22 protein-coding genes are annotated in these 21,884 nt (G+C 72.1%); 12 read left to right on the top strand and 10 right to left on the bottom strand.

What is annotated here, in order from left to right:
* Positions 1-16: 16 nt before the first annotated feature.
* The 5 genes from OIE67_RS14100 to OIE67_RS14080 all read left to right on the top strand — a co-directional run bounded on the left by OIE67_RS14100 (position 17) and on the right by OIE67_RS14080 (position 5,925).
* Positions 17-2,932 (top strand): AfsR/SARP family transcriptional regulator, encoded by a 2,916-nt coding sequence (locus OIE67_RS14100; protein ID WP_326640293.1) that lies wholly within the window; start codon positions 17-19, stop codon positions 2,930-2,932.
* Entirely contained in the window at positions 2,929-3,600 is a 672-nt protein-coding gene (locus tag OIE67_RS14095; protein ID WP_326640291.1) for a hypothetical protein, read from the top strand. Before OIE67_RS14100 ends, OIE67_RS14095 begins: the two co-directional genes overlap by 4 nt.
* A 95-nt stretch (positions 3,601-3,695) precedes the next feature.
* Positions 3,696-4,292, top strand: coding sequence for a TetR/AcrR family transcriptional regulator (locus OIE67_RS14090; RefSeq protein ID WP_326640289.1), 597 nt, complete (start codon positions 3,696-3,698; stop codon positions 4,290-4,292).
* 37 nt (positions 4,293-4,329) lie between these two features.
* A complete protein-coding gene (locus tag OIE67_RS14085) occupies positions 4,330-4,800 on the top strand; it encodes a nitroreductase family deazaflavin-dependent oxidoreductase (protein WP_326640287.1) in 471 nt (156 codons plus the stop codon).
* Positions 4,801-5,040: 240 nt separating this feature from the next.
* Positions 5,041-5,925: a M23 family metallopeptidase gene (locus tag OIE67_RS14080; RefSeq protein ID WP_326640285.1), complete on the top strand. Its 885-nt coding sequence runs from the start codon at positions 5,041-5,043 to the stop codon at positions 5,923-5,925.
* 102 nt (positions 5,926-6,027) lie between these two features.
* Here OIE67_RS14080 and OIE67_RS14075 read toward each other — a convergent pair whose 3' ends face one another.
* From OIE67_RS14075 to OIE67_RS14050, 6 genes are read right to left on the bottom strand one after another with little or no spacing between them, the layout of a single operon-like run.
* Positions 6,028-7,077, bottom strand: a complete 1,050-nt coding sequence (locus OIE67_RS14075; RefSeq protein ID WP_106253439.1) for an LLM class flavin-dependent oxidoreductase — start codon at positions 7,075-7,077, stop codon at positions 6,028-6,030.
* Positions 7,074-8,558, bottom strand: a complete 1,485-nt coding sequence (locus OIE67_RS14070; RefSeq protein WP_326640281.1) for an APC family permease — start codon at positions 8,556-8,558, stop codon at positions 7,074-7,076. Before OIE67_RS14070 ends, OIE67_RS14075 begins: the two co-directional genes overlap by 4 nt.
* A complete protein-coding gene (locus tag OIE67_RS14065; RefSeq protein ID WP_106253442.1) occupies positions 8,542-8,796 on the bottom strand; it encodes a hypothetical protein in 255 nt (84 codons plus the stop codon). The genes OIE67_RS14070 and OIE67_RS14065 overlap by 17 nt, the downstream gene beginning before the upstream one ends.
* Positions 8,793-10,292: an FAD-binding oxidoreductase gene (locus tag OIE67_RS14060; protein ID WP_326640278.1), complete on the bottom strand. Its 1,500-nt coding sequence runs from the start codon at positions 10,290-10,292 to the stop codon at positions 8,793-8,795. Before OIE67_RS14060 ends, OIE67_RS14065 begins: the two co-directional genes overlap by 4 nt.
* Positions 10,289-10,420, bottom strand: coding sequence for a hypothetical protein (locus tag OIE67_RS14055; RefSeq protein WP_326640276.1), 132 nt, complete (start codon positions 10,418-10,420; stop codon positions 10,289-10,291). The genes OIE67_RS14060 and OIE67_RS14055 overlap by 4 nt, the downstream gene beginning before the upstream one ends.
* Positions 10,417-11,619, bottom strand: coding sequence for a (Fe-S)-binding protein (locus tag OIE67_RS14050; RefSeq protein ID WP_326640274.1), 1,203 nt, complete (start codon positions 11,617-11,619; stop codon positions 10,417-10,419). Before OIE67_RS14050 ends, OIE67_RS14055 begins: the two co-directional genes overlap by 4 nt.
* Positions 11,620-11,699: 80 nt before the next feature.
* On the opposite strand from OIE67_RS14050, the gene OIE67_RS14045 reads away from it, so the two are divergent.
* The gene (locus OIE67_RS14045) at positions 11,700-12,440 is read left to right on the top strand and encodes a FadR/GntR family transcriptional regulator (RefSeq protein ID WP_326640272.1); all 741 of its coding nucleotides are present in this window, start codon (positions 11,700-11,702) and stop codon (positions 12,438-12,440) included.
* A 10-nt stretch (positions 12,441-12,450) separates the two neighbouring features.
* A complete protein-coding gene (locus OIE67_RS14040; protein ID WP_326640270.1) occupies positions 12,451-13,158 on the top strand; it encodes a cache domain-containing protein in 708 nt (235 codons plus the stop codon).
* Positions 13,159-13,246: 88 nt separating this feature from the next.
* On the opposite strand, the gene OIE67_RS14035 is transcribed toward OIE67_RS14040, so the two are convergent.
* Positions 13,247-13,492 carry a hypothetical protein gene (locus OIE67_RS14035; RefSeq protein WP_326640268.1) on the bottom strand — a complete coding sequence of 82 codons (246 nt, stop codon included), beginning with the start codon at positions 13,490-13,492 and terminating at the stop codon, positions 13,247-13,249.
* Positions 13,455-14,036 (bottom strand): ATP-binding protein, encoded by a 582-nt coding sequence (locus tag OIE67_RS14030; protein ID WP_326640266.1) that lies wholly within the window; start codon positions 14,034-14,036, stop codon positions 13,455-13,457. The genes OIE67_RS14035 and OIE67_RS14030 overlap by 38 nt, the downstream gene beginning before the upstream one ends.
* 337 nt (positions 14,037-14,373) lie before the next feature.
* On the opposite strand from OIE67_RS14030, the gene OIE67_RS14025 reads away from it, so the two are divergent.
* From OIE67_RS14025 to OIE67_RS14015, 3 genes are all read left to right on the top strand, one after another.
* The gene (locus OIE67_RS14025) at positions 14,374-15,315 is read left to right on the top strand and encodes an arginase family protein (protein WP_326640264.1); all 942 of its coding nucleotides are present in this window, start codon (positions 14,374-14,376) and stop codon (positions 15,313-15,315) included.
* A gap of 151 nt (positions 15,316-15,466) precedes the next feature.
* Positions 15,467-15,685 carry a hypothetical protein gene (locus OIE67_RS14020; protein WP_326640261.1) on the top strand — a complete coding sequence of 73 codons (219 nt, stop codon included), beginning with the start codon at positions 15,467-15,469 and terminating at the stop codon, positions 15,683-15,685.
* 170 nt (positions 15,686-15,855) lie between these two features.
* Positions 15,856-16,452, top strand: coding sequence for a hypothetical protein (locus OIE67_RS14015; protein ID WP_326640259.1), 597 nt, complete (start codon positions 15,856-15,858; stop codon positions 16,450-16,452).
* Between the two features lie 168 nt (positions 16,453-16,620).
* On the opposite strand, the gene OIE67_RS14010 is transcribed toward OIE67_RS14015, so the two are convergent.
* Positions 16,621-19,947: a CARDB domain-containing protein gene (locus tag OIE67_RS14010; RefSeq protein ID WP_326640257.1), complete on the bottom strand. Its 3,327-nt coding sequence runs from the start codon at positions 19,945-19,947 to the stop codon at positions 16,621-16,623.
* A 270-nt stretch (positions 19,948-20,217) separates the two neighbouring features.
* Between OIE67_RS14010 and OIE67_RS14005 the strand changes: the two genes are divergently transcribed.
* Positions 20,218-20,856, top strand: a complete 639-nt coding sequence (locus tag OIE67_RS14005) for a hypothetical protein (protein ID WP_326640255.1) — start codon at positions 20,218-20,220, stop codon at positions 20,854-20,856.
* A gap of 76 nt (positions 20,857-20,932) precedes the next feature.
* Positions 20,933-21,535 (top strand): cadmium resistance transporter, encoded by a 603-nt coding sequence (locus OIE67_RS14000; RefSeq protein WP_106249876.1) that lies wholly within the window; start codon positions 20,933-20,935, stop codon positions 21,533-21,535.
* A gap of 104 nt (positions 21,536-21,639) precedes the next feature.
* On the opposite strand, the gene OIE67_RS13995 is transcribed toward OIE67_RS14000, so the two are convergent.
* A complete protein-coding gene (locus tag OIE67_RS13995) occupies positions 21,640-21,831 on the bottom strand; it encodes a hypothetical protein (RefSeq protein WP_326640252.1) in 192 nt (63 codons plus the stop codon).
* Positions 21,832-21,884 lie beyond the last annotated feature (53 nt).

The following is a 21,884-nucleotide window of genomic DNA, read 5'->3' as shown; positions in this document are numbered from 1 at the left end:
CGACGGGAGCGCTCCCTTGAGACTGGAGATCAGGTGCCTCGGGCCCTGGGAGGTCGAGGCGGACGGCGAACCGGTGCAGGTCGCCGGGGCCCGGCGGGTGGGGGTGCTGGCCCGGCTCGCGCTGGCCGCGGGGCGGTCCGTACCCGCCGAGCGGCTGCTGTCCGACGTGTGGGAGAGCAGTTCCGCCGCGACCGCGGGCAAGCAGGTGCACATCGTGATCTCCAAGCTCCGTGAGGCGTTCGCCGCCCACGGCGGCGCGGAGCTCATCGAGACCGTGCCCGGCGGCTACCGGCTGGCGATCGAGCCCGACCACGTGGACGCGCACGCCTTCACCAGCCTGGCCGGGCGGGCCAGGGCCGCTCACGCCGAAGGCTCTCTCGCCACCGCGGACGCGTTGTTCCGCGGGGCGCTCGGGCTGTGGCGCGGCACGGCGCTGGCCGAGGTGGACGCGACCTGGGCGCGGATCGAGTCCGCCCGCCTGGGGGCGGAGCGGCTGGCCGTCCTGGAGGACCACGCCGACCTGCGCCTGTCCGCCGGTGAGCACCGCGCCCTGGCCGGCGAGCTCGCCGCGTACGTCAGTACGCACCCGCTCCGGGAACGGCCGGCCGCCCAGCTCATGCTCGCCCTCTACCGCGACGGCCGGGCGCCCGAGGCGCTCGAGGTCTACCAGCGCCTGCGCCGGATCATGGTCGAGGAACTGGGCATCGAGCCCGGCACCGAGATCCGCGAGCTCCAGCAGGCCGTACTCGTCAAGGATCCCGAGCTCGACCTGCCACCGGAGCACCGGGCCGCGACGGGCCGGCCCGTCGCCCCCGCCGAACTGCCCGCCCGCACCCAGGCGTTCACGGCGCGCGCGGCCGAGATCGCCCGGCTCAGAACCGACCTGACCGGCGACTCCGAGACCGAGCAGCCGGGATCGGGCCCGACCGGCGGCTTCAAGGCCGAGCCGCCTGGAACGGCCCCGACCGGCCCCGCCCGGGGCGAGCCGCCCAGGGCCGGTGCGGCGGGTGGGGGTGCGGTCACCGTGATCAGCGGGCCGGGCGGCATCGGCAAGTCCGCCCTCGCCGTCCACGTCGCCCACGCCGTCGCCGGACGTTTCACCGACGGTGTCATCTACGTCGACCTGCACGGATCCACCGCCGGGCTCACCCCCTTGACGCCCGTCGAAGCCCTCCGCCACCTGCTGCGCTCCCTGGGCCTGGACGGCACCGCCGTTCCCGTGGACGCCGAGGAGGCGGCCGCCCGCTACCGCTCGCTCACCGCGGCGGGTCACCTGCTGGTGATCCTCGACAACGCCCGCGACGCCCGCCAGGTCCGCTCGCTGCTGCCCGCGGGGCCGGGCTGCCGCGTCCTGGTCACCAGCCGCGATCCGCTGGTCACCCTGGACAACGCCCGGCACCTGCGGCTCGGCCGGCTCGACGACACCGAAGCCGTCGCGCTGCTCGCCCGGGTCGCCGGAGCCGGCCGGGTGGAGGCCGAGCCGGAGGCGGCGCTGGAGATCGCCCGGCTCTGCGGCGGTTTCCCGCTCGCCCTGCGCATCATGGGAGCCCGCCTGGCGGCCCGGCCCGACTGGTCGCCGGCCGATCTCGCGGGCCGGCTGGCCGACGCCACCCGGCGGCTCGACCTGCTGGAGTACGCCGACCTGGCCGTACGCGCCAGTATCGCGGTCAGCCACGAGCAGTTGCGCGAGGAACCAGGAAGGCGGGACGCGGCGCGGCTGCTCGCCCTGCTGGGGCTGGTGGACCTGCCCACGCACACCCCGGCCACCACCGCCGCGCTGACGGACTGGACCGAGCACCGCGCCGAGACGGCACTGGAGCACCTGACGGACGCCCGCCTGCTCGAACCCGCCGAAGCCGGCCGTTACCGGATGCACGACCTCGTCCGGCTGTACGCCCGCGAACAGCGGCCCCCCGACGACGACCCGGCCGGCGCGGCCCACCGTGTGCTGGACCACTACCTGGCCACCGCGCAGCAGGCGTGCACCCTGCTCTTCGGCGGAGGTGTGGTCAATGGCGTGGTTCCCACCGAGCGGCCCGGGGAGGAACTCACCACGCTGGCGGACGCCAACGACTGGGTGCGGCGCGAGCGGGACAACCTCCTGGCGGCGGCACGGCAGGCGGTGCGCGACTCCGACCCCTCGACGGCGGGCCTCGCGAACGCCATCATCTGGCTGTTCGAGAGCCGGGGCTGGTTCCCCGAGCTCATCGAGGTGACCGAGGAGGCGTTGCGGCTGACCGAGGAAGAGCAGGACTGGACGGCCCGCGCGTACCTGTTGCAGGGGCTCGGCAGCATCCACCAGCAACTCGGGGGCTTCCAGACGGGGGTGACCTACCTGGAGGAGGGGCTGGCCTGCTGGGACCGGGCGGGACAGCCGGACAACAAGGCGGGGATGCTCAACGACCTCGGCATCACCTACACCGTGATGGGCCGCTACGACGACGCGCACGCCGCTCTGGAGGAGGCTCTCGCCATCATCGAGCGGACGAAGCGCAAGGTCCACGAGTCCTATGTGCGCAACAACCGGGTACACGTCTTCTGCCGTCAGGGGAGACACGAGGAGGCCGTGAGCGAGGCGCGGCACGCCCTGGCGCTGACAGAGGAAACGGGCGACACCGGCCAGCTCGGCATCAACTACGACACCCTGGCCGACGCCTACCGGGCCTGCGGGATGGCGCAGGAGGCCGTCGAGAAGTACCGGCGGGCGATCGAACTCCAGCGCACGGCCGGGTTCACGATGGGCGTCGCGGTGTCGTGCTGGTGGCTCGGCCACACGCTGTACGACCTCGGGCGGCACGAGGAGGCACGGCGGTCCTGGCAGGAGTCGCTGGAGGTCCTGCGCGAGGCGCGCCTGCTCACCCCGGCCGAGGTGGCAGGATACCTCGCCCAGCCGATCCCGGACACGCCCGTGCCGATCAGGAACCAGCTGTGACCATGCGCGGCCACGACGACGTACCGGACGGCGTCCTGCGGGAACGGCTGCGCCACGTCCACTGGATCGGCGGCGGCAGCGGGGCCGGCAAGTCCACCGCGGCCCGCCGCCTCGCCGGCCGCCACGGGATGCGCCTGTACGACACCGACGCGGCCATGCCCGATCATGCCCGCCGCCTGCCCCCGGACCGGGCTCCGCACCTGGGCCGGTTCGCCGCCATGGACATGGACGAGCGCTGGGTGACCAGGAGCCCGGCCGAGATGCTGGACACCTTCCACTGGTACCGCGGCGAAGGCTTCGAGCTGATCGTCGAGGACCTGCTCGCCCTGCCCGCCGACCGCCCGCTGCTCGCCGAGGGCTTCCGGCTGCTCCCGGCCCTGGTCCGGCCGCTGCTCGCCGACGTGAGCCGGGCGGTGTGGCTGCTGCCGACGCCCGCTTTCCGCCGGGCGGTGTTCGACGGCCGCGGCGGGCCGGACTGGAGCTTCCTGGCCAGGACCGGCGATCCGCGGCGGGCGCTGCGGAACGTGCTGGAGCGCGACGCCCTCTTCACCGACCGGCTCGCCGGGCAGCTCCGGCGCCTGGGGCTGCACGGGATCGAGGTCGCGGTCGGCGACGCCGAGGACGACCTCGTCCGGCGGGTGGCCGTGACTTTCGGCCTGGAGCGCTAGAGGGTTCCCGCTCCACCGCCCGTCCTCCACCGCCCATCCTCCACCGCCCGTTCCCCGCCGCGCGCTCCGCCGATCCGGCGTGCTAACTTGGTCGTATGACCAACTTGGCCGATCGACCAACTTCGTCGCGAGGCGACCGACGGCGCGAGCAACTGGTGCTCACCGGCATCGCGCTGCTGGGCCAGGAAGGATGGCAGGGGGTCACCACGCGCGCCGTGGCCGAGCGGGCGGGCACCAACCCGGGGCTGATCCACTACCACTTCGGCGGGCTGGCCGGGCTGCACACCGCGATCTTCCGCCGGGCCACCGACCTGGTCATCAGCCCGCTGCTCGCCGAGCTGCTCGGCGTCGAGGACGAACGGGCGGCGCTGCGCATGATGCGCGACACGCTGCCGCACGCGAGCGGCGACGAGCGGACGACCCGCCTGGCCGCGGAGCTGATCGTGGGAGCCACCCGCGACCCCGCGCTCGGCGCGGTGCTGCGCGACGAGCTGCGTCTGGTGCGCGCCCAGGTGGCCGACCGGCTCGGCCTGCTGCATCCCGGCTGGCCCGCTGCCCGGCGGGAGGGCGCGGCCACCCTGATCGTCGCCGCGATCGACGGGCTGATGCTGCACCGCATGGTCGACGCGGACCTGCCCATGGACCAGGCGCTGTCCGCGGCGGAAGACCTGCTGGGGGACGACGCCCCCTGAGGCCCTCCCCCATCCCCCCACGAGAAAGGCCGACACCATGGAGATCGTCAACCGCCCCGCACCGCCGACCGGGCTGCGCCGCAGGCTGTGGCGCCTGCCCATCCTGCTCTACCGCCTGCGCCTGGGGCGGCTGCTGGGCGGCCGGGTCATGCTGCTCACCCACACCGGCCGCGTCTCGGGCCTGCCCCGCCGGGCCGTCATCGAGGTCGTCCAGCACGACGAACAGGGTTACGTCGCCGCCTCGGGCTTCGGGGTGCGAGCGGACTGGTACCGCAACGTCATGGCCGCCCCCGAGGTGGTCCTCCAGGTGGGCGGGAAGACGCTCAGGGCGACCGCGGCGCCGATCTCCGCCGACGACGGCGCGGAGCTCATGGCCCGGTACGCGCCCCGTCATCCGGTCGCCGCCCGCCGGCTCTGCCAGATCATGGGCTTCGCCGTGGACGGCAGCGAGGCCGACTACCGCGAAGTTGGGCGGCGCATCCCCTTCGTCCGCTTCACCCCGGCCTGATCAGCCACCCCGCCAGAGTTCACCCACCTGAAAGGCGGTCTCCGGCGCGCCGGAGGACGGCTTTCCCGATGAACGATTCGCGGCCACACGGTGAGGGGCCGGAAACTTTCAGGCGACAGGCATTGATGAAGAGAAGTTTCGGATATATCTTCACGATCAATCCGCCCGGGCGCCCGACCTCCACCCCCCTGTTCAGAGGTGAGCATGCCTATGCCCGCAAAGCCGGCACGATCGACGGCCATGAAGCCCACGATCCTCGCCCTCTCCGTCATCCTGGCGGCGGCGTCGTTCCCGCAGGCCGCCTCGGCTGCCTCGTCCGCTGCCGGCTCCACGCAGGTGATGGCCTCGCACAAGAGCCCGTTCAACTGCGGCAAGACGTTCTACGCCAACAACTGGATCGACACTCCGCCGCACAACCCTGAGGGCTCCATCGACTGGCAGACGTACGGGAGCGACGCCATCGACGGCGAGCCCGTGCGCGCCACCGCGGCCGGCACCGCGTACTTCAACGACGCGGGCAGCACGAGCTACGGCAAGTGGGTCGAGGTCCGGCACGGTGACGGCACCAGGACCCGCTACGCCCACCTGGCGACCATGGTGCGGGCGGCCGGCGGCTCGATGAGCGTCAGCCAGGGCACCCAGATCGGCACGGTCGGCTCCACGGGCGGCTCCAACGCGCCCCACCTGCACTACGAGCAGCGCACCTCCGGCGGAGCGGTCGACACCAGCCCCACGGTCGAGGGCGTGACCGTGTCCCTGGGCCAGAAGAAGGCCGTGACCAGCACGAACGCCTGCGGTGGCAACCCGTACACGCCTGAAGAGGTCTGCGGCAGCGGCTACGCGACCATCGACTCGGCCGCCGTGACCGGCGGGCGCGTCTATCTGCTCTTCAACTCCGGCAACGGCTACAACTGCGTCACCACGCTGAAGACGACGAACGTCGGGTCGCCGTCGTCGATGTCGGCCTTCCTGGAGCCGGAGGGCTCCAACCGGACGACGAACTCGGGCAGCTTCGGTTACTACGCCGGGCCGGTGAAGCGGTCCGCGCCCGGGACGTGCGTCAAGTGGGGCGGCTCCATCGGGAGCGACTCGTACACCAGTCCCTTCGAGCACTGCGGCTCCTGACGGCCGGGCCCCCGCACCAGCACCGGTGCGGGGGCTCGCCGCCGGCCGGCACGCGCACGACCGGCAGCACGACCGGCGCCGCGGCACGACCGGCGCGGCCGGTCAGGTGAAGGCGGGCATGATGCGGTCGTGGATCAGCCGGAGCTGGGTGTCCACGTCCGCCACCTCGGGCAGCTCCCGTCCCATGAACTGCCTGACCAGCGTCGCGTCCGTGACGGCGAGGATCATGTGGTTCACGCCGGACGGCTCGATCTCGCGCTTGATCTTGGCCACGCACTCCTCCGGCGTGCCGGAGATCGACAGCCGCTCCCCCAGCTCGGGCGTGGTCAGCTCGACCGCCCTGGCCAGGTCGCCGGCGCCGAGGGCGTCCACGATCGGCTTCATCGCGCCCGGATCGACGCCGTTGCGTTCGAGCTGCTCGGCGGGCATGGACGAGGCGTACAGGCCGACCATGCTGCGGGCGGCCTCCTTGGCCACGGCCGAGTCGGGGCCGGTGGCGAAGACGACCCAGGCGCCGATGTCCATCGACGAGGGGTCCTTGCCCGCCTTCTCCGCGCCGGCCCGGAAGTTCTCGACCAGGTAGTCGTAGGCCTCGCGGGTGTAGCTGAGCGCGTGGTGCACGCCGTCGGAGAGTTCGCCGGCCGCGCGGAAGGAGCGCGGGCCGCGCATCGCGCCGAGCTTGACCGGCACCCGTTCCTGGACCGGGCGGGCGAAGGTGAACAGGCCGCTGTACCGGAAGAACTCGCCGTCGAAGGTGATCGCGCCGTCGTCCAGCAGCGTACGGACGACGTGCGCCGCCTCCTTGACCCGCGACAGCGGCTTGGTGACCGCCCAGTCGATGCCGTACTGGGCGAGCAGCCCGAAGTTGCCGCTGGACAGGACCACCTCGGCCCGGCCGTCGCTGAGCTCGTCGAGCGTGGCCGCCGCCTGGGCGATCAGGGTCGGCTCGCGCAGCACCACCGAGGAGACGCTGGGCCCGAACCTGATCCGCGACGTCTGCTGCGCGGCGGCGGCGAACAGCAGCCACAGGTCCTTGTGCCAGGTCTCGTCGGCGGCGTAGCAGGCGTGGAAGCCGAGTTCGTCGGCCAGGCGGATGGAAGCCAGCGACTCGCGCAGCGGGTAGTCGGGCAGCATCACGTAGCTGAACTTCATTGGGGGACCTCCTGTGGGATGGCGTCGCCCGAGGGGGCTCCGCCCTTGTCGTACGGCCGGGCGGCCAGCAGGTAGGCCAGCCCGGCGGCGATCACCACCAGCCCGGACAGGGCGACCAGGTAGTCGTCGTACCAGGGGGCGTCGGGCGTTCTCGGCCAAGCCATGTTGACGATGGCGAGCACCCCGTAGACCAGCGCGGCCACGTTGACGGCCAGGCCCGCGCGGCCCAGCGTGAACGGGCCGGACGGGCGCCAGCCGCGCAGCCTGGCCCGCAGCGCCGCCAGCACCACCATCTGGAAACCCAGGTAGATGCCGAGCACCGCGAATGAGATGATCTTGATGAGGGCGTCCTCCGACACGATCGAGCCGAGCACGACCACGGCGGGGACGACCGCGGCGACCAGCAGCGCGTTCGGCGGGATGCGCCTGGCCCGGGAGAACCTCCTGAACACGCGGCTGCCCGCGATCATGTCGTCGCGGGCGTAGGAGTACAGCAGCCGGCTCGCCGCCGCCTGCAGGCTGAGCGCGCACGACAGGAACGACAGCAGCACCACGCCGAACACGACCTTGAGACCGACCGGGCCGAAGGCGGCGGTCAGCACGTTCGTGACCGGGTCGGGGTCGGCGCCGGAGACGACGGCGGCGAAGTCGGGCACGGCCAGCAGCAGCGCCAGGCAGACGAACGTGGCGGCGGCGCCGCCCACGTAGATGGTCATGCGCATGGCCTTGGGGATGCGCCGGGTGGGGTCGGGCACCTCCTCGGCCACGTCACCGCACGCCTCGAACCCGTAGTACTGAAAAATCCCGATAAGTCCGGCAGCCAGGAAGGCCACGAAATAGCCGGACTCCGACCCGGCGCCGAACGAGTCGAACAGCGCCCCGAGCCCGTGGTGCCGCTCGGTGAGCAGCAGCCACCCGCCCACCGCCAGCGCCCCGACCAGCTCGGCGGCGAACCCGATGATCGCCGCCACCGCCAGCGCCCTGGTCCCGGCCAGGTTGATCGCCAGCGCCACGGCCAGGATGACCAGCGCGCACAGGATCGTGTTGCCGGTGCTCACCCCGATCCCGAGGAAGGCCGACAGGTACGGCCCCGCCCCGTACGCCACGCTCGCGATCGTCACCAGCAGCGCGACCAGGTACACCCAGCCCGTCATCCAGGCCCAGCGCCGCCCCCACAGCCGCCTGGCCCACGGGTAGATGCCGCCGGTCAGCGGATACTGAGAGACGATCTCGCCGAAGACGAGCGCCACCAGGAACTGCCCGGCGCCCACGAGGACCAGGCTCCAGATCATCGGCGGCCCGCCGACGGCCAGCGACGAGGCGAACAGGGTGTAGACGCCGACCACGGGCGACAGGTACGTGAACCCGAGCGAGAAGTTGGCCCACAGGCTCATGTCCCTGCGGAACTCCGAGGTGTAGCCGAGGTCGGCCAGCCTGGTGTCGTCGCCCCGGCTCACCGGCACGTCATTCGTCGAGGTCATGGAGCAGCTCCTCGCCGGAGATCACCTTGCCGGCGAAGTGCCGGTGCATCCAGGCCAGGTGGTCAGCCCGGGACCGGACCAGGCGCAGCGTGTCCCAGTTGGGGAAGCTCTGCTGGGTCACGTGCTCGGTCATGAGCGCGGGCTCGACCTCGTAGACGTGCTCGAAGCGGGTGATCGCCACGTCGGTCACCCGCCGGGCGGGTGGCGGCGACATCTCCTCCTGATGGCGATAGGTCATGGCTCCTCCGCGTACGCCTGGTCGAGCAGGTACTTGCCGGGGTTCATGATGTTGTTCGGGTCGATGGCCCGCTTGACCGCGAGCATCACGTCGTACCCGCCGCCGAGCTCGTCCGGGACCAGGTCCACCTCGCCCTCGCGGCAGGAGCCGTGGCAGGCGCTGATCGAGCCCCCGTACTCCAGCGTCACCGCGGCGAGATCGCGCTTGGCCCGCACCCACGCCGCCCAGGCGGTGTCGTCGAGCCGCTGCTCCCAGATGCCGATGTCGATCTCGGTGAGGTAGTCGGCGCCGGTCGCGCCGTTGGTGTAGGCGAACATGCCCCAGTCGTCGAACACGTCGCTCTCCCGCCTGAGCCGGGCGGCGATCTCGTGCCAGGCCAGCCGGACGGCGGGCAGGCGGGTGTAGTTGATCGAGGCGTCCTCGCAGTGCCAGCTCATCGGCACGACCTGCCCCGACTTGGTACGGCCGTGCAGCGGCGTGGCGTACCTGTCGTGCCGGGCCGCCCAGTCGCCCTTGGAGATCTCGTCGCCCAGGTAGCGGGCGCCGAGCGAGCGGGCGATGCGCAGCAGCCGCCGGCCGCCGGCCCTGACCTCGTCCTCGTAGCCGTACAGCGCGGCGCACACCAGCGCCTTCACCGACGACGGCTGCGGGATGTAGGCCTCGTCGTCGCGCCGCAGGTAGTCGACCTTCCACTCGTCGAACAGCACGGCCCCGGCGAACGTGGCCACACCCGCCCGCGCCAGCGCCCCCACCGCGCGGTAGGCGCTGTCGTAGTCCTCGAACGCCCAGAACGGCGAGAACTCCGCCTCCGGCTTCGGGAACAGCTTCAGCGTCGCCTCGGTGGCGATCCCCAGCGTGCCCTGATGGCCCATGAACAGGTGCTTGAGCTGGTACCCGCTGGAACTCTTGGTGATCTTCCCGCCGATGCCGTCGCCGACGTGGATGACCCGGCCGCCCGGCAGCACGTGGTCGAAGCTGAGCACCAGGTCGCGGGTGTGGCCGTACCGGGAGCCGATCAGGGACCAGCCGCTGGTGCCGATCCGGCCGCCGACGAGCGAGCACGGGTAGGACGCCGGGTCGTCGGGGTAGATCAGGCCGTGCCGGGCCAGGACCTCGTTCAGCTTGAGCGCGTTGATGCCGGTGCCGACCGTGCAGGTGCGGTTGCCGAGGTCGATCTCCTTGATCTGGTTGATCCGCTTGACGTCCACGACGATGCCGCCGCGCAGCGGCACCGCGCCGTCGGTCAGCCCCGTGCCGCCGTCGCGCGGCACGACCGGGATGCGCAGGGCGTCGGCCAGCCTGAGCACCTCCGCGACCTCCTCGGTGGAGGCCGGCAGCACCACCAGGTCGGGCATGCGCTCCGCCCACCGGTGCACGGGGAACGGGGCGGGCACGCGGGCCCGGTTGAGCCGGTCGGCCTTGCCGGTCAGCACGTGCTCGGGGCCGAGGATCCCTCTGAGCTCCTCCAGTACGGGATCGCCGATCAGCACCGTCATGACGTCACCTCCGGCTCCCTGTCACCGGCCACGGGGCTGGTCATGGGGCTGGTCATGGGGCTGGTCATGGGGCCGGTCATGGGGCCGGTCATGGGGCCGGTCATGGGGCCGGTCATGGGGCCGGTCATGGGGCCACCCCCAGCGACTCGGCCAGCAGCTCGTGCAGGTCCACGACGTCGATCGAGCGCACCCGGCCCGCCTCCGACAGCGGCCGCTCCGCCCACGGACAGGCGCTGACCAGCGTGTCCACGCCCAGCTCGGCCGCCTTGCCGACCCGCTGCTCGCTGATCTTCGCGGTCAGCTCCGGCTTCTCGACGGGCAGCCCGCCGCCCCCGCCCGAGCAGTACGACCACTGCGAAACCCGGTCCACGTCGTGGAAGGTCAGCCCCGGGATCGCGCGCAGGATCTCCCGCGGCTCCCGCCAGACGCCCTTGCGCTTGTTGAGCCGGCACGGGTCGTGGTAGGTCACCGTGCGCTCGACCGGGACGTGCGGCGTCAGCCTGCCCTCCCTGATCAGCTCCGCCAGCAGCTCCACGACCAGCACGATCTCGATGTCGTAGGCGTCGCCGAAGTAGCGGGGATAGTCCTCGGTGAACGTGATGTAGTCGTGCGGGTCGAGCACCAGCACCCGCCGCACCCCGGCCGCCCGCCAGTCGTCCAGGTTGTGCCGGGCGAAGCGGCGGGCCTGCTCGTCGTAGCCCATCTCGGCCGCCGGGCCGCCGCAGCACCACTGCTCGTTCATCAGCCCGAACTTGTAGCCGGCCAGGCTGAGGATCCGGGCCACCGAGCGCGGCACCGAAGTCCGGACGAAGGCCGCCTCGCAGTCCACGAACAGGATGCTCTCCCCGCCGATCGGCAGGTCGAGCCCTTCGGCCCAGTCGCGTACCCGCGCCTGGTCCACGGGGGTGCCGTCGAGCACCGGCTCGTGCCGGCGCTCGTCGGTCAGCTGGTTCCAGCGCCGCCAGCCCGGCTGGTGCACGCCCTGCTCGACGGCGAGGCCGCGCACGGCCTTGACCAGATCGACCGTACGGGTGCGGAAGCGGTAGAAGTCGCCGGTGAACAGCGAGTTGGGGCAGCGGACCTCGCACGCGCCGCATCCGGTGCAGTTGACGTAGTCGGCCGCGACGTCCGCGACCTCCAGCTCCCCCTTCTCCATCGCCACGACGTTGGCGTGGAAGGCGGTGGGGCTCCAGGACTCGTTCCGCGTGACCTGCATGACGGGGCAGACCTCGCGGCAGAACTTGTGGCCTGAGGAGAAGCAGTTGTAGGCGGCGTCGCGCCACTCCTCGGCGAACTCTTTCTCGGGCCTCTCGTCGGGATCCGGCATGTGGCCTCCCAGGCAAGCGGGATCGCGCGTTGCGCTTAAAAATATGAGTTCATATTTCATAAGGCAATATGCTGGAGCGCGTGAGTCAGCTTCCCAGGGCGGCCGTCTTCGCCCCGCTCGACGACGGTTCCGGCCGGGTGGAGGTCGTGGTGCGCCGGCTGGCCGAGGCCATCGCGCTCGGCCTCATCGCCGACGGCGACCAGCTGCCCGCCGAGCTGGAGCTGGCCAACGCGCTCAAGGTCTCCACCGTGACGTTGCGCGCCGCGCTGGCCGCCCTGCGCGAGCGCGGCCTGGTCGAGACCCGCAGGGGGCGGGGCGGCGGCACGTTCGTGCTCGCGCCCGCCGACCCGTCCACGGCCCGGCTCCGGCGCCGCCTGCGCGAGCTCAGCACGTCCGAGCTGCGCGAGATCGGCGACTACCGCTGCGCCATCGCCGGCACCGCCGCCCGGCTGGCCGCCCTGCGCGCCTCCGCCGACAACGTCGCCCGCCTGCGGCAGCTCGTCGGCCGCCTCGACGCGGCCACTTCCGTGGGCGAGCGCCGCCGGGCCGACGGCCGCTTCCACATCGAGGTCGCCGCCGCCGCCCAGTCCGTACGGCTGACCCGCGCCGAGATCGACATCCAGTCCGAGGTGGGCGAGCTGCTCTGGCTCCCGTACGGCGAGGCCGTCGATCCGCGTGACGTCGTACGCAGCCACACCCGGGTGATCGACGCCATAGAGGCCCGCGACCCGCACACGGCCAGGGCGCTCACCGAGGAACACCTCGACAAGGGGACGACGCGTCTGATGGAGTTCCATTGGCGGCTCGTCGCATCCGAATGAGGAGGCAACGATGAGCGATCGGCACGTCGACCAGGTGGCCGACCGGGTGCACACGATCGTCGCGGACATCTTCGACTCGCTGGATCGCATCCTCGGCAGCGTCGTGGCCTGCTACCGCGCCTCCGGCTCGTTCGCCTGCGCCGACCTGGCCGGGGTCCGGCCGGAGATCTTCGCCTGCCTGAGCAGGGCGCACGACGTGGTCGCGGGGGCCGGGGTGATCGTCGCGCCCGGCGTGCTGGCCGACCGGCGGCGGTGGCTGGAGTGGTGGCAGGCGCCGCCCGAGCAGGATCCGATCTTCCTCGACGTGGACCTCGACCCGGAGAGTCTCGACTTCTACGACTACACGCACGCCGAATGGTTCGCCGTGCCCGAGCGCACCCGCCGCCGTCACATCGTCGGCCCGTACGTCGACTACGGCGGCACGGACACGTACATGCTGACCTTCACCGCGCCCGCCGAGGTGAACGGCCGCTTCCTCGGCGTGGTCGGCGCCGACGTGCGAGCGGCCACGTTCGAGGCGCTGCTGCTCGGGGTGCTGGCCGCGAGCCCGACCACGATCACGCTGGTGAACGGCGAGGACCGGGTGGTGGCGACCAACTCACCCCGCCTGCCGGCCGGCTCCCTGCTCCCGCAGCCGGCCCCGCACCGGCTCCCGCTGACCGGCTCACCGTGGAGCATCGTCACGACCACCGGGGACCGCGCGATCAGCACTTTGTGACGGCTCGGACCGCGTATCCGGCCCACCGGCTCGAGCCGGGCACCTGGTCCTGCCGGGGTTCGGCCGGTGTGCAGGGCCGGGAGGGTCCTCAGCCCGTGGGCTCGGGTTCGGCGGCGCCGGTCGCCGCGTCCTCTTCGGGGGTTTCGGCCGCCTCGCGTCGTTCCTCCTCGACCTTCTGCTCCGGGTCCGGTGGCGGCTCGACCGGTTCCAACGGGATCGGGCGGGGTGTCTGCCTGATCTCCACGCCGGCACGCTCGGCGATCGTGTCGCTCTCTCCGTTGACCCGTCCCACGGCCTCAGGCATGTCCTCGGGGGTTTCGTCCTGTCCGTTCATGCCCCGCACCTGCCCGCAGTTCGCCGTCCGATGCGGCCGCCACCGTTTCGACGACGGTTTCCACGACTGTTTCGGCGACCGGATCGGCACCCGGGTCGGACACCGGATCGGTGAGTGGATCGGCGCCGGGTTCCTCGGCCGGTTCCGCGTCGGCCGGCAGCCGCATGCTCAGCCGGACGACCGTCCCGCCGGGACCGGTGGAGAAGCGCACCTCGTCGCTCAGACGGCGCATCAGCCAGATCCCCCGGCCGCCGGGAGCCGCGCACGGGGGCAGGCTCTCCGTGTCGAGCACGAGGTCGGGGATGCCCGGCCCGGTGTCACGGACCTCGCACAGCAGCGCGCCGTCCGCCCGCCACATGCGCAGCCTGCCCCGCCCGCCGCCGTGCTGGACGGCGTTGACCACGCCCTCGTTGACCGCCGCGAGGAAGTCCTCGAGCCGCTCGCCCGCCAGCCCCTGCCCCCGGGCCCGGCCGGAGACGGCATGGCGCGTGGCCTGCAGGCGAGCTCCGTCGAACCCCATGCTGAGCAGGGGAAGGGTCTCCATGATCGCGCCCCTTCGGGAAGCGGTTCTCGTAGGACAGGACACTCCTCGCATAGAGAGCCGCCAGGTACGTCCGGTGATCAGGCCCGTCCGCCGTCGCAGGCGAACGAGGCATCGTGACCACCGGCCCCCGCGATCCGCGGTTCCGTGATCCGCGGCCCCCCGGTCCGCCGCGTCTGATCCGCCGCAGGGGAATCCGGCACCGCAAGCCCTCGCCGAGCCAGTGCGCGCACACCCGCATGCCCGAACTTTAGGCGGACGCCTCTGGGGCGTCGAGACACAATCCCGGACCTGCGGCGGCCGGCTCGAAAACGCCGCAGCTGATCGTTAATATGCGGGAATGACGCGTACGGACGCCATGCCGGTCTCGCCGGTGGGCACACTGTTCGGAGTCCCCGCCGGTCAGGACCTGTCCGCGAGCAGCCTCGTGGTGATGGGCGTGCCGTTCGACATGGGCTACCACCCCACCCGCGTCGGCGCGCGCTCCGGCCCCGCGCACGTGCGGGCGCACTCCGCCCTGGTCGCCGAGCACCTTGACGGGTTCGGCACGGACCTGCTGCGCGAGCTCGGCGTGATCGACGCGGGCGACGCGGACGTCCTGCCGGGCGACGCCGGGAAGAGTTTTCCCGCCATCGAAGCCGCTGTGTCGCGCATCCTCGCGGCCGGCGCGGTGCCGCTGACCCTGGGCGGCGACGGGGCGGTGACGTTGCCCCAGCTCCGGGCGCTGAAGCGGCATCGGGACGGCTTCGCCGTGCTCCACTTCGACGCCCACACCGACGCGTACGAGGGCATCTACCCCTACGAGTACAACAACGCCAACACGTTCGTGCACGCCGTGACCGAGGGGCTGATCGACCCGGCGGCGTCGCTGCACGTGGGGATGCGCGACACCGACCACCGGGGCCGTCCCGGGATCGTGGGCGTGGCCAGGGACCTCGGCTACGAGGTCGTCACCATGGACGAGTTCACCGCCATGGGCGTGCCCGCGCTCGTCGAGCGGATCCGCACCCGGTTGGCCGGCGTCCCGGTCTACCTCTGCTGGGACATGGACGTGTTCGACCCGTCCGCGGCGCCCGGTGTGGTCACCCCTTCCTGGGGCGGGATCACGGTGCGGGAGGGGCTGAGCATCCTGCGCGGGCTGCGCGGGCTCGACTTCGCCGCCTTCGACGTCAACACCGTGAGCCCGCCGCACGACCACGCGGGCCTGACCGGCAGTCTCGCCGCGCAGGTCGCGATGGAGTGCGTGTTCCTCCTCGACGCCTGCCGTCCGCAGCCGGGCTGAGCGGCCCGCTCCCGGCGGCGGATGCGGCGACCGCGAGCAGAAGGATCAGAAGCCTCGTGGGCGTAGGCGCCGGGTCTACAGTGCGCAGAACGGGAGATTTCCAGACTCACGGGGGTGAAGTCTTGTGACGGTCTCGACCATAGTGGCAGCCGTGATGGTGCTCGCGATCGCGGTCATCATCGTACGGACGGTGTTGTCGCTGCTCAGCGGCTCACCCGCCCTGCGCAGAGGATCCGGTAACCCCGGCAATCCGTTCATCCACGGCTCGTCGACACCCGGCGCCGGCTCCTACAGCGGCGACAACTGCTCGGGCGGCGACGGGGGTGGCGGGGGCGGCGGGGGCGGCGGGGGCGGCGACGGGTGCTCCTGACGACCACCGGCCCCCCTGCGACGGGCCCGGCCGGCAGCTGAGGCCAGGCGATCAGGACCGGTCCCCGCGCTGGTGAAAGTGCCAAGCGTTGGGGACCGGCCCCCACGCGCTGGTGGAAGTACCGCAACCGAGCGGGACCGGTCCCCGCGCGGGTGCGGTTGAGTGCCCGCATGGACTGCTCGCGCCCGCTGGCCCGCGTTCTGCTCGGTACGGCCGCCGCCGTCGTGCTCGTCTCGTGCTCCGCGCAGGAGCCGCCACCCGGCGACGCCGCCGCGTCCGGGACGCCCGCCACCGCCTCCCCCACGTCCTCCGGCGGCTCCCCCGCCACGTCCACCACCTCGTCCGCGACCGTGACCGCATCCCCGTCCGCGTCTCCGTCCGCGTCTCCGTCCGCGACCCCGTCGCCGCGGCCGTCGCTGCCCGACGCGGCCGACGGTGGCAATCGCCGGGCGTGTGCGGACGGCAGGTGCGAGATCCGGGTGAAGCGGCGGGCCCAGATCCCGCTGCCGGCGCGCTACGGCATCGGCCCGATCCAGGTGACCGGCGTCAACTCCCGCGAAGTCACGTTGTTCGCACCGCTGAACACCTCGAAATTCTCCAGTGACGGCGGCTGCTCGCCCACCATCACGGGACCGTCGCTGGGCGCCCCCGGCTACGTCAGCCTGACCTGCCCCGTCAGCGCGAAGGCGGTCATCAACAAAATGCGCCTGGAGGTGCTCGGCGCCGTCGGCAAGACCGCCGTCCTCCGCATCCGCCCCGCGAAGTGACCACGGGCGACCGCAGGCGAACGCGAAACGACCGCGGGCGACCGTGTGAGAACGCAAGCCGACCGCGAGCAACCCGCGACGGCGCCGCGCCCGCCACGCGCGCGATGGCCACGCGATGGCCGGGGCGGGGACGGCGTGGCCGGCGGCCCGCCCCGGCTCTGGGGTGGGCTAGCCGCCGGTGATCACGAAGCCGGTGCCCGGTTCTCTGACGATGTCGCCGGTCGCCGAGTTGGTGATGGTGACGCCGCTCAGGGTCGCGCTGCCCCGGGCGCCGCCGTGGGCCAGGATGCCCGCGCCGTTGTTGGACTTGTCGATGCGGACGTTCGTGATGACGACGCCGGGCATGTTGCCGCCGCCCGCCTTGAATTGGATGCCGTCATAGGTCGAGTCGTGGATGTCGGTGTCGCGGATGGTCACGCCGGTGATGTCGCGGTTCTGGGCGAACAGGGTGATGGCGCCGAACTTCTGCGCCTCGCCCCAGAAGACGCCGCCGCAGCGGTACAGCGCGTTGCCGGCGATCAGTGTCTGGCCGGAGAACGGCAGCGGGTTGTGGTCGGTGGCGAGCATGATGCCGGGGTAGTTCATGGTGTCGTACACCAGATTGTTCTCGATCTTGTTGCCGTAGCCGCCGTAGATCGCGATGCCGTTGGCCCGCCACGGCAGCTGGACGGTGTTGTTGACGAACGTGTTGTCGTGGGCGATGTCCACCGACGGGTCCTTGACGAACGGGTTGGCCCAGACGGCCAGGGAGTCGTCCCCGGTGGTGCGGAAGCTGGAGTTGACCACGCGCGAGTTCCGCGTCCCGTTGCTGAAGTTGATGCCGTCGGCGTAGGTGTCGCGGATGCGCATGCCGCTGAACTGCAGCCCGTCGGCCGGCCCCCACAGGTCGGGGATGTTGTCGTAGTCGCGGCCGACCCAGACGCCCACGTTGGCGTGCTCGATCCACACGTTGCTGATCTTCGTGTTGCGGCCGAAGCGGCCGTTCAGCCCGACTCCGCCCTCCGCGCCGCCGGGGCCGCCGCGGATCCGGCCGGAGCCGAAGACGGCCAGGTCGGAGATCTGCACGTTGTCGTCGATGTCGAAACCGAAGTTGCCCTCGTGCGGATGGTTGATGCCGCCCGTGGCCAGGTGCGGCTCGGTCAGGGTGTAGAACTGCGAGTGCCACATGCCCGCGCCGCGGATCGTCACGTTCCTGATGCCGACCTGGTTGTACTGGCCGCGGTTCAGCGGGTCGTCGGTGAGGATCTTCTTCTCCTGCCGCCACTGCCCCGGCGGGATCCAGACGCAGGCGATGACGCCGTTCTGGTCGTCGGTGACGGCGCGCTGGATCGCGTCCGTGTCGTCGCCGCCGTCGTCGGGGACGGCGCCGTACGCGGTGATGGAGGTGCACTCGGCCGGTTTGCCCGCCGCGGGCGCGACCTGCTCCAGGTCGATCAGGTCGATGATGTAGAACGCGGCGTCGTCGCCGGCGTCGCGCTGGAGGCGGAACTTGGTGCCGGCCGGGTAAGAGCGCGCCAGCAGCGCGTGCGACTCGTCGAACAGCCGGCGCGCGTCGGCCTGCGGGGTGTTGGTCAGCGACTCCGGGTCGTCGCCGCTGCCGTACAGCCAGCTGTGCTTGGAGGAGAGGGTGAGCTTCCGGACGAAGACGCCGTCGGCGTACAGGCTGATCGTGGCCTCGATGCCGCCGCCGCCCGGCGCGTCCGGGATGGAGTTGCGCACCACGATCGAGTTGGCCTGGTTCACGGAGGTGAACTCGACGTACTGGCCGGTCGAGTTGAGCCGGACCGACGCGCGGCCGGACGACTCGGTGGCGAAGTTGGTGTGCCCGAACGTGCGCAGCGGGTCCGTCCGCAGCAGGGTGCCCTGGTAGGAGGCCGCTTCGGCCTCGTACTCGATGTACGGCAGCGAGGCGCCGCGGCCGACGGTGATCGGCTGCGACAGCGTGTTGTTGCCCTCGTCGGTCTCGGCCACGACGCCGGTCGCGTCCGCGGTGGCGACGGCGGTGGCGCCGCCGCTGGTGGCGGTCCAGCCGCCGGTCACGGCCACGTCGGCCGTCGCGCCCGCGGCGATGGGCGGGGTCGGGGTGTCGAGCGTGGTGCCGCCGATGGCGACCCGGGTGACCGTGGTGGCGCCGGTCGTGGTGGTGCCGCGGTTCCTGACGGCCACGGCGAAGGTGACGCGGGTGCCGGCGGCGGGGTTCGGCGGGGTGGCGGTCAGGCTGAGGATCTGCAGGTCGGGGCCGGGCGCGTCGGCGACGACCAGGGGTGCGGGCGCGGTGTGGCCGTTGTTGGCCTCGTTCTGCTCGGGGACGGCGTTCTGCTCGTCCACTCTGGCTTCGAGCTGGTACGTGCCCGCGCTCCTGGTGCCGATGTTCGCCGACACGGTCGCGGTGGCTCCGGCGGCCAGCGCGCCGACGGCGGCGGTGCCGACCTTGGTCCCGCCGGCGTAGAAGGCGACCGAGGTGGCGGCGGAGGCGGCGGTGCCGGCGTTACTGACCGTGGCCGACAGCGTGATCGCGCTCGCCGCGGTCGGCGCGGCGGGCGTCCAGCCGAGTGCCGTCACCGTGAGGTCGGGGTTGGGGGCCGGGGTGCCGGAGATCTGGAACTCGGCGACCTGGCCGCCGGGGGCGCCGGTGTTGGCGGTGAACTGCAGGCGGACGTCGGCTGCGGTGGCGGTGAGCGGGATGGTGACGGTGTTGCCGGTGGCGGGCTCGAAGGTGTAGGTCGTGCTGGGGACGAGGGTGGTGTAGGTGGTGGCGTTCTGGGTGCGGCCGAGGACCTGGAGGGTTTGGGTGCGGCGGGTCCAGGCGGGGTCGGGGTTGAGTTTGAGGGTGATGGCGGTGAGGGTGGCGTCGGCGCCGAGGGGGGCGGTCAGGGTGGCGGGGTAGGCGGCGCTTTCCCAGTAGGTCTGGGTGGTGTCGTCGTTGGCGTTGGCGGCGACGTAGGTGTGGGTGTGGGAGGAGGCGGTGAGGGTTTTGCCGAGGGCGAGGTTGGTGGTGTCGCCGGGGGTGTCTGGGGCGGGGCCCCAGAGTTCGGCTTCGGACAGCTGGGCGGCGGGCCAGCCGGTGTTGGCGGTGATGGTGATGCGGACGTGGCGGGTGGTGGCGGGGCTGGCGAGGGTGAGGGTGGCGGCCGGGTTGAAGGTGTGGGTGGCGGAGGGGAGCAGGGTGGTGAAGGTGGTGCCGTTGGTGCTGCCTTGGACGGTCAGGGTCTGGGTGCGGGTGGGCCAGCCGGTGGGGAGTTTGAGGACGATCTTGTTGATGGTGTGGGTGGCGCCGAGGTCGATCTGGACCCATTGGGGGAAGGCGTTGCTGGTGGATTCCCAGTAGGTGGCCTGGTTGGCGTCGGTGACGTGGGCGGCGCGGTAGACGTCGTGGACGCTGCTGGCGGTGGCGTTCTTGCCGGCGGCCAGGTTGGTGTCGGCCGCTGCGTGGGCGGGTGGTGGGGTGATGAGGACTCCGGCGAGTAACGCAAGGGCGGCAAGCAGTGCTCTCATGGGGGTGGCCCTTCGGGTCAGGCGGATGGCCGAACCATAAGATGTCGGGCAGATAGCCGCAATATTTCGACGAGATTGCGCAAGGAAATAACTATCAGGCCGCACGCGGTCGGCGTCTTTCGCCTGTTCGGCGCAGGTGGCATGGCCTCTGTGCAGGAGTCGCCGTACGCAAGGGACGACGTCGGCTGAGCGCAAACGGCCGCAAGACTTACGTTCGGCCACGGTCCGATCTTGCGCGCGAATACGAGCCCCACTCCGTACGGTGGAGGCATGTTCTTCGAACCGCCACCCGCGCAAGAGGAGGACGCCTCCGCGGCACCACCCGGATTACCGATCTGGTATGCCCCGCCCGCCGCCCAGGCCGGCACGATGACGCTGACGGGACTGGAGCTGGCCCGCACCCCCAACGTCGTCGTCACCCTGCCGTCGATCACGGCCTACCGCGCCGGCTGCCTGCTCAACGTGGAGGTCGCCATGCGGCGGCACACGCTGTCGGCCGACGACTACCAGGCCCTGCAGATGTCCGTCTTCCCGGTCATGGTGCCGGGGGTGACCTCCGGCCGGCCGTTGCCGGACACCCTGCTGCGCTTCGGCGTCCGCTTCGCCGACGGCACCAAGACCACCACCGTCGGGCAACGGTTCGAGCGGCTCAACATCCCGCAGGAGGCGCCGCCGGGACCGCGCATGTCCTGGCTGCTCGGCGGCATGTCGATGCGCAGCGGCGGCGAGGACGCCGGCATCGTCACCCCGGTGGGACTGTGGCTGTGGCCGCTGCCACCCAGGGAACCCTTCGAGCTCGCCCTGGAGTGGCCGGCCGGCGGGATCGAGCTGGGCTTCACCTCCCTGGACGGCTCGGCCATCGGCTCCGCCGCCGACCGGTCGGCCCCGCACTGGCCCCAGCAACCCTGACGGTGACCGCCCGCACCGGCGTGTGGCAGGGTGTCCCGATGCTGCGAATCACCGGACCGGCGAAGCGGGGCCCGGCGTGAACGTGGGAGTCGCCGGGCAGGCGGCGGGCCTGTTCGCGGTCACCAACGTGGACGACCTGCTGATCCTGGCCCTCTTCTTCGCCCAGGGCGCCGGACGCCGGGGTGCGGCGGCGCGGGTGGTCGCCGGCCAGTACCTCGGGTTCCTGGCCATCCTCGCGGTGGCCGCGGCCGCCGCCTTCGGCGCGAGCTTCCTGCCCGACCCGGTCCTGCCCTACCTGGGCCTGCTCCCGCTCGCGCTGGGACTCAAGGCGGCCTGGCAGGCGTGGCGGAACCATCGCGACGGCGACGAGGACGCGCCCGCGGGCGACCGTGCCGGCGGGCCGAAGGCGCTGGAGGTCGCCGCGGTCACCTTCGCCAACGGCGGCGACAACCTCGGCGTGTACGTGCCGGTGTTCGCCACCGCGGGCGCAGGCGCGATGAGCGTCTACGTCGCCGTGTTCCTCGCCCTGGTCGGCGTGTGGTGCGCCGCGGGCAGGTACTTCGCCACCCGCCCGGTCGTCGCCAGGGTGCTGGGCCGGTGGGGGCACCTGCTGCTGCCGTTCGTCCTGATCGGCGTCGGAGCCCTCATCCTCGTCGAGGGCGGCGCCTTCGGCCTGTGAGCATGGACGCGCTCATCCGCGTGGTTGGACAGCGCCGCCGACCTGAGCACGTGCCGCGCCCCTTCGAGCAGGCGTTCGCGGCGGCCCCGGCCTTCGGGGGCCTGTCACCCCCGGAGGCGCCGGAACCCGATGTAGGTGATGACCAGCGCGACGACGACCACCAACGGACCGACGACGGCCCAGGTGGTGACGCCGCTCATCGCGCTGCCGCCGACGATGCCCAGCCCTTGGAGCGTCCACAGGACGCCGGTCGCGGCGAGGAGCAACCCGATCGCGACGATGATCCGTGCCTTCATGTCCCTACTCCCAGCTCGCCGATCACCTGTGCGGTGCTCGATACCGGCCACCG

Origin of the sequence: Nonomuraea fuscirosea (assembly GCF_035917475.1) — a bacterium.
Taxonomy (GTDB): domain Bacteria; phylum Actinomycetota; class Actinomycetes; order Streptosporangiales; family Streptosporangiaceae; genus Nonomuraea; species Nonomuraea fuscirosea.
Note: the sequence above shows the minus strand (reverse complement) of the source record. Positions and strands in the feature narration are given on the sequence as shown.